The sequence below is a fragment of the Streptomyces sp. NPDC087215 genome (genome assembly GCF_044744885.1).
Lineage (GTDB): Bacteria > Actinomycetota > Actinomycetes > Streptomycetales > Streptomycetaceae > Streptomyces.
This window is the reverse complement of record NZ_JBIUZD010000013.1, coordinates 189,945-197,188: the sequence shown is the minus strand read 5'-3', so window position 1 is coordinate 197,188 and position 7,244 is coordinate 189,945. Positions and strand designations below refer to the sequence as shown.

Annotated in this window: 6 protein-coding genes; all 6 read left to right on the top strand. The window is 72.8% G+C overall.

Annotated elements, in window-relative coordinates:
* Positions 1 to 481 (top strand): amidohydrolase family protein (locus ACIO92_RS27520; RefSeq protein WP_402283536.1); only part of this gene is annotated, 481 nt, incomplete at its 5' end.
* Between the two features lie 176 nt (positions 482 to 657).
* Entirely contained in the window at positions 658 to 1,674 is a 1,017-nt protein-coding gene (locus ACIO92_RS27515; RefSeq protein WP_401243287.1) for an agmatine/peptidylarginine deiminase, read from the top strand.
* Between the two features lie 235 nt (positions 1,675 to 1,909).
* The gene (locus ACIO92_RS27510; protein ID WP_366446290.1) at positions 1,910 to 2,464 is read left to right on the top strand and encodes a TetR/AcrR family transcriptional regulator; all 555 of its coding nucleotides are present in this window, start codon (positions 1,910 to 1,912) and stop codon (positions 2,462 to 2,464) included.
* 66 nt (positions 2,465 to 2,530) lie between these two features.
* Positions 2,531 to 3,859, top strand: a complete 1,329-nt coding sequence (locus tag ACIO92_RS27505; RefSeq protein WP_401243284.1) for an MFS transporter — start codon at positions 2,531 to 2,533, stop codon at positions 3,857 to 3,859.
* 283 nt (positions 3,860 to 4,142) lie between these two features.
* Complete coding sequence (cimA, locus tag ACIO92_RS27500) at positions 4,143 to 5,759, top strand: citramalate synthase (protein WP_402283534.1); 1,617 nt, start codon at positions 4,143 to 4,145, stop codon at positions 5,757 to 5,759.
* 90 nt (positions 5,760 to 5,849) lie between these two features.
* Positions 5,850 to 7,211 (top strand): hypothetical protein, encoded by a 1,362-nt coding sequence (locus ACIO92_RS27495; RefSeq protein WP_402283532.1) that lies wholly within the window; start codon positions 5,850 to 5,852, stop codon positions 7,209 to 7,211.
* The last annotated feature ends 33 nt before the right edge of the window (positions 7,212 to 7,244 follow it).

The following is a 7,244-nucleotide window of genomic DNA, read 5'->3' as shown; positions in this document are numbered from 1 at the left end:
GCTCACCATCAATCCGGCCGTCGCCCACGGCCTCGCCCATGAGATCGGCTCCATCGAGGTCGGCAAGATGGCCGACATCGTGCTGTGGAAGCCGCAGTTCTTCGGCGCCAAACCGCAGATGGTCCTCAAGAACGGCTTCCCCGCGTTCGGGGTCGTCGGCGACCCCAACGCGGCCACCGACACCTGTGAACCGCTCGTCCTCGGACCGCAGTTCGGCGCGCACGGCGCCACCCCCGCCGACATCTCGGTCGCGTTCGTCGCCCAGGCGGCCGTCGACCTCGGCTCCGACCTGATGCCGACCCGCCGACGCCGTGTCGCCGTGCGCGGCACCCGGGGCATCGGCCCCGCCGACCTGCTGTTCAACTCCCGTGTCGGTGACGTCCAGGTCGACGACCGCACCGGCCTCGTCTCCCTGGACGGCGCCCCGATCCGCTCCGAAGCGGTCGACTCCGTCTCCCTCAACCGCCTCTACTTCCTCTGAGGCCGCGGCTTTCACGGGGGCCTCGGGGGTCCCAGGGCCCTGGTCCTCCCCGAGCCCCGGGCTTCACCCCGGCCCCCGGCCCCCGGCCCCGGGCCCCGGGCCCCGACCCCCGACCTCAGGCTTCCCCCGAAGGCCCTCTCTTCCGCCATCCCGCCGACCCCGCGAGGACCCGCACCATGACGTACCACATGCCCGCCGAGTGGACCCCGCACGAGCGCACCTGGATGGCCTGGCCCGGCCCCAACCCCACCTTCACCGACGACGAGGAGCTGGCCGGAGCCCGTACGGCCTGGGCCTCGGTGGCCCGTGCCGTCCGCCGCTTCGAACCGGTCACGATGGTCGTCGCCCCCGGTGACGCCGAGGGCGCCCGTGCCCTCCTCGGTCCGGAGATCGACCTGGTCGAGCGGGAACTCGACGACGCCTGGATGCGGGACATCGGCCCGACCTTCGTCACGGACGGCACCGGACTCGCCGCCGTCGACTGGGTGTTCAACGGCTGGGGCGCCCAGGACTGGGCCCGTTGGGAGCACGACTCGAAGATCGGCCGCCAGGTCGCGGGCGCGGCGGGCGTCCCCGTCCACCGCAGTCCCCTGGTCAACGAGGGCGGCGCGATCCACGTCGACGGCGAGGGCACGGTCCTGCTGACCGACACCGTCCAGCTGGGCCCCGGCCGCAACCCCGAGTGGACCCGCGCCCAGGTGGAGGCGGAGATCCACGCCCGCCTCGGCACCACCGAGGCGATCTGGCTCCCGCACGGCCTCGCCGCCGACTACGGCCTGTACGGCACCCAGGGCCACGTCGACATCGTCGCCGCCTTCGCCCGCCCCGGCACGGTCCTCGTACACAGCCAGCAGGACCCCGCCCACCCCGACTTCGAGCGCTCCCGCACCTACGTGGAGCTGCTGCGCGGCCGGTCCGACGCGCGGGGGCGCCCGCTGGAGGTCGTGGAGGTCCCCGCCCCGACCGTCCTCAGGGACGAGGAGGGCGACTGGGTCGACTACTCGTACATCAACCACTACCTGTGCAACGGCGCCGTGATCCTCTGCGCCTTCGACGACCCCCACGACGAGGTCGCCGCCGGGATCTTCCGCGAACTCTTCCCCGACCGCGAGGTCGTCCTCGTCGACGCCCGCACGATCTTCGCGGCCGGCGGCGGCATCCACTGCATCACCCAGCAGCAGCCGAAGCCGTGAGCCCGGCGGCAGCCGACGCCGTGCACCCGCCCCCGGCGACGGGAGCACCGGCGACGGGAGCGCCGGGGACGGGAGCACCGGGGGCGGGAGCGGTCAGGGCCGTGTCCCGGCCGGGACAGCGGTCCGGAGCCCCGTCGCCCCCATCCTGTAGAACGTACGAGTGAGTCAGAGCAGCAGCCCTTCCCGCAGGCGCAACCAGGCCGCCCCGCCCCGCGAGGACGTCCTCGCCGCCGCCATGGACACCATCGCGGCGCGCGGGCTCGACGGGCTCACCATGGCCGGGCTCGGGCGGCAGGTCGGGATGAGCAGCGGCCACCTCCTCTACTACTTCCGCACCAAGGACGAGCTGCTGCTCCAGACCCTGGAGTGGAGCGAGGGGCGGCTCGGGGCCGAGCGCGGCGCCCTGCTGTCCCGGCCGGGGACCGCCCGCGAGCGGCTCGACGGCTATGTCGACGTGTACCTGCCCAAGGGCCCGCGCGACCCGCACTGGACCCTCTGGCTGGAGGTCTGGAACCGCTCGCGGAACGCCGACGCCGACGCCCGCGCGCGCCAGGCGGCCATCGAGGGGGCCTGGCACCGCGACCTCGTCGCGCTCCTCGCCGAAGGGGTCTCGCGCGGCGAGTTCCGGCCGGTCGACGCCGACCGCCTCGCCACCCGTACGAGGGCCCTCCTCGACGGCTTCAGCGTCCATGTCGCCGTCGGCCTCCCCGGAACGGGACGAGAGCAAGTCCTCTGCCACGTAAGGGAGTTCATCGAGCAGGAACTGCTCGCGCGACCACAAGGCACGTAAGTACACAGGATCGTTGCGGGCCGCTCCCTTGTTGCCGCCGCGCCCTCTCCGGCACGGTTCCTGCCCATGGGACGAGAGCACTGGAAGAAGATCTGGGTCGGTTCCGCGGGCAACATGGTCGAGTGGTTCGACTGGTTCGTCTACGCGAGCTTCGCCACCTACTTCGCGGGAGCGTTCTTCCCCGAGGGCAACGACACCGCCAAACTCATGAACACCGCGGGCATCTTCGCCGTCGGCTTCTTCATGCGGCCCGTCGGCGGCTGGCTCCTCGGCCGGGTCGCCGACCGCAAGGGCCGCAAGACCGCCCTCACCCTCACCGTCACCCTGATGTCGGCCTCCGCGCTCCTCATCGCCGTCGCCCCCACCTACGCCGTCGCCGGATACGGCGGCGCCGCCGTCCTCCTGGTCGCCCGGCTCCTCCAGGGGCTCTCCGTCGGCGGCGAGTACGCCGCCAGCGCCACCTACCTCACCGAAGCCTCCGCCCCCGGCCACCGGGGCTTCGCCTCCAGCTTCCAGTACGTGTCGATGACCGCCGGACAGATCCTCGGCCTCGGCCTGCTGCTCGTCCTCCAGCACACCCTGAGCAGCGAGGCCCTGCACGGCTGGGGCTGGCGCATCCCCTTCGTCATCGGAGCCCTCGGCGCGGCCGTCGTCTTCTACCTGCGGCGCACCATGCTGGAGACCGAGGTGTACGCGGAGACCTCCGACGACGTCGTCGCCGACGACCGCAAGGGCACCCTCACCGCGCTCTGGGCCCACCGGCGCGAGGCGTTCCTCGTCGTCGCCCTCACCATGGGCGGCACGGTGGCCTACTACACGTACACCACCTACCTCACCAAGTACCTCTCGAACTCCGCCGGACTCCCCAAGCAGACCGCCACCCTGGTCTCCCTCTGCGCCCTCACCGTCTTCGCCTGCCTCCAGCCGCTCGCCGGGCGGCTCTCCGACCGGATCGGCCGCCGCCCCCTCCTCATCACCTTCGCGGTCGGCTCCACCCTCCTCACCGTTCCGATCATGACCCTCATGAAGCGGGCGGGCTCCTTCTGGCCCGCCCTCGGCCTCTCCCTCCTCGCCCTCGTCGTCGTCACCGGCTACACCTCGATCAACGCCTGCGTGAAGGCCGAACTGTTCCCCACCGGCATCCGCGCCCTCGGCGTCGCCCTGCCGTACGCCGTCGCCAACGCCCTCTTCGGCGGTACCGCCGAGTACGTGGCCCTCTGGTTCAAGGACGCGGGCCTCGAATCGGGCTTCTTCTGGTACGTGGCGGGCTGCGCGGCCGTCTCGCTGATCGTCTACCTCACGATGCGGGAGACCCGCGACATCGACCTGGGGCGGGTCGGGAAGGGCGACGCGGCCGAGCCCGGCCGGAAGCGGGACGAGCTGCCCGTATCGTGAGACCACCGTCGCCCCCGGGCGTCGGCTGTGTCAGACTTCCGGCGTGCTTGCTACCACGATGATTATCGGCAGCGGCGCGCCGGTCCGCAGTGGCCACTGAACCGCGACACGACCCCCCGCGGCAGTGGACACCGTGCCTCAGACCCGCGCGCAGACCTCTCGCACCCGCGAGGGGTTTTTTCGTTTTCCGGCCCCACCCCGGCCGGAAACGGACGACGCGTGAGAATGGGGGCAAGTGGATCCAGACCTACCGGAGCCACATCCGACAGGAGCCATCACAGCCATGACCACGGAGAACGCCGGGGAATCGCCCCTCGACGACAGCTTCCACGTCTTCGACACGACGCTGCGCGACGGGGCGCAGCGTGAAGGCATCAACCTCACCGTCGCGGACAAGCTGACCATCGCCCGCCACCTCGACGAGTTCGGCGTCGGCTTCATCGAGGGCGGCTGGCCCGGTGCCAACCCGCGCGACACGGAGTTCTTCGCCCGCGCCCGGCAGGAGATCGCGTTCGAGAACGCGCAGCTCGTCGCCTTCGGTGCCACCCGCAGGGCGGGCGGCAAAGCCGCCGAGGACCCCCAGGTCAAGGCCCTCCTCGACTCCGGCGCCCCGGTCGTCACCCTGGTCGCCAAGTCCCACGACCGGCACGTCGAACTGGCCCTGCGCACCACCCTCGAAGAGAACCTGGAGATGGTCCGCGACACCGTCTCCCACCTGTGCGCCCAGGGCCGCCGCGTCTTCGTCGACTGCGAGCACTTCTTCGACGGCTACCAGGCCGACCCCGACTACGCCAAGGCCGTCGTCCGTGCCGCGCACGAGGCGGGCGCCGACGTCGTCGTCCTCTGCGACACCAACGGCGGGATGCTCCCCGCCCAGATCCAGGCCGTCGTCGCCACCGTCCTCGCCGACACCGGCGCCCGCCTCGGCATCCACGCCCAGGACGACACCGGCTGCGCCGTCGCCAACACCCTCGCCGCCGTCGACGCCGGGGCCACCCACGTCCAGTGCACCGCCAACGGCTACGGCGAGCGCGTCGGCAACGCCAACCTGTTCCCCGTCGTCGCCGCCCTGGAGATCAAGTACGGCAAGAAGGTGCTGCCCGAGGGCGCCCTCGCCGAGATGACCCGGATCTCGCACGCCATCGCCGAGGTCGTCAACCTCACCCCCTCCACCCACCAGCCGTACGTCGGCGTCTCCGCCTTCGCCCACAAGGCCGGACTCCACGCCTCCGCCATCAAGATCGACCCCGACCTCTACCAGCACATCGACCCCGAGCGGGTCGGCAACACCATGCGGATGCTGGTCTCCGACATGGCGGGCCGCGCCTCCATCGAGCTCAAGGGCAAGGAGCTCGGCGTCGACCTCGGCGGCGACCGCGAGCTCGTCGGCCGGGTCGTCGCGCGGGTCAAGGAACGCGAACTCAAGGGCTACACGTACGAGGCGGCCGACGCCTCCTTCGAGCTGCTCCTGCGCGCCGAGGCCGAGGGCCGCGCCCGCCGCTACTTCCGTACGGAGTCCTGGCGCGCGATCGTCGAGAACCGCCCCGACGGCACCCACGCCAACGAGGCCACCGTGAAGCTCTGGGCCAAGGGCGAGCGGATCGTCGCCACCGCCGAGGGCAACGGCCCGGTCAACGCCCTCGACCGGGCGATGCGGGTCGCCCTGGAGCGGATCTACCCCCAGCTGGCCAAGTTCGAGCTGACCGACTACAAGGTCCGCATCCTGGAGGGCCGCCACGGCACCGAGTCCACCACCCGGGTCCTGGTCACCACCAGCGACGGCAACACCGAGTGGTCCACGGTCGGCGTCGCCGAGAACGTGATCGCCGCCTCCTGGCAGGCCCTGGAGGACGCCTTCACCTACGGGCTGCTCCGGGCGGGGATCGACCCGGCCGAGTAACGGGGGAGACGCGGCGGGAGGGAAGCGCCAGCAGAGAAGGGCGGAACGCCCGCCATGTCCTGTTCGATGCCGTTCGGGTAGCGTCGAACCATGAGGACGAGGCCGCTCACCGTACCGTCGGCCCTCGCGGGGCTGACCCTGCTGCTGCTCCTGGTCCTGGCTCCCGTCGCGGGGGCCGGGACCACGGGCGTCCCCGACGTGGCCGCCGCGCTGAAGCAGGGCCCGGTGTACGTCGATCCGGGCGCCGCCGACCAGCTGCCGAAGGCCGACGCCGACGCCCTGGCGAAGAAGATCAAGGACGCGGACAAGCCGCTGTTCGTGGCGGTCCTCCCGGCGGACGCGCGGTTCCCGGCGGACGGCCTCCTCGCGAACCTGCGGACCCGGACCGGGATCACCGGCCTGTACGCCGTCCGTCTCGGCACCGGCTTCGACGCGGGCGCCGACGCCTCCGTCCTCGCCCCGAGGGCGGTACGGAACCTGGTCACCGCCGTGCGCGCCCCCGGCGTCGACGCGGCCACCGAGCTCGACGACTTCGTCACCCAGGCCCTGCCCTCGATGGGCGGCTCGGCCCCCGCGGGCTGGGGCGCCACCGGCTCCGGCGGGGACTCCGGGGTGCCGGTCGCCGGGCTCGCCGTCCTCGGCGGAGTCGTCGTCGCGGGCGGCGCGGGCGCCTACGCGGTCGTCCGCCGCCGACGGCTGCGCGAGGAGGCCGAGCGGCGGGCCGCCCTCGACAAGCTCCGTGTCGTCGTCGACGAGGACATCACCGCCTTCGGCGAGGAACTCGAACGGCTCGACTTCCACCCCGCCGAAGCCGGTGCCGACGACGCCATGCGCGGCGACTACGAACGCGCCCTCGACTCCTACGACCGGGCGAAGTCCCTGATGGCCACCGCCGCCCGGCCGCACGACGTCCGGGCCGTCACCCAGGCACTGGAGGACGGCCGCTACTCCCTCGCCGTCCTCGCCGCCCGCCGCGAGCACCGGCCGCCGCCCGAGCGCCGCGCCCCCTGCTTCTTCGACCCGCGCCACGGCCCCTCCGTGGCGGACCGCGCCTGGACCCCGTCCGGCGGGGCCGCCCGCGAGGTCCCCGTCTGCGCCGCCGACGCGGCCCGCCTCGACGACGGCCGCGCCCCGCTGGCCCGTGAGGTCGAGACGGACGGCGGCCGCCGCCCCTACTGGGAGGCGGGCCCGGCGTACGGCCCCTGGGCGGGCGGCTACTTCGGCGGCGGCGTCCTCCCCGTCCTCCTGACCGGCACCCTCCTCGGCTCGATGCTCGCCACCCCGGCCTACGCCGCCGAATACGGCGGCACGGACTTCCAGGGCGGCGACTTCTCAGGCGCCGACTTCACCCCGTCCGACTTCGGCGGAGACGACTTCGGCGGCGACGGAGGCGGCCTCGGAGGCGGCGACTTCGGCGGCGGCGGAGGCTTCGACGGCGGGGGCGGGTTCTAGGCCCGTCTCTTCCGGTCGGCCCCGGAAGGGACG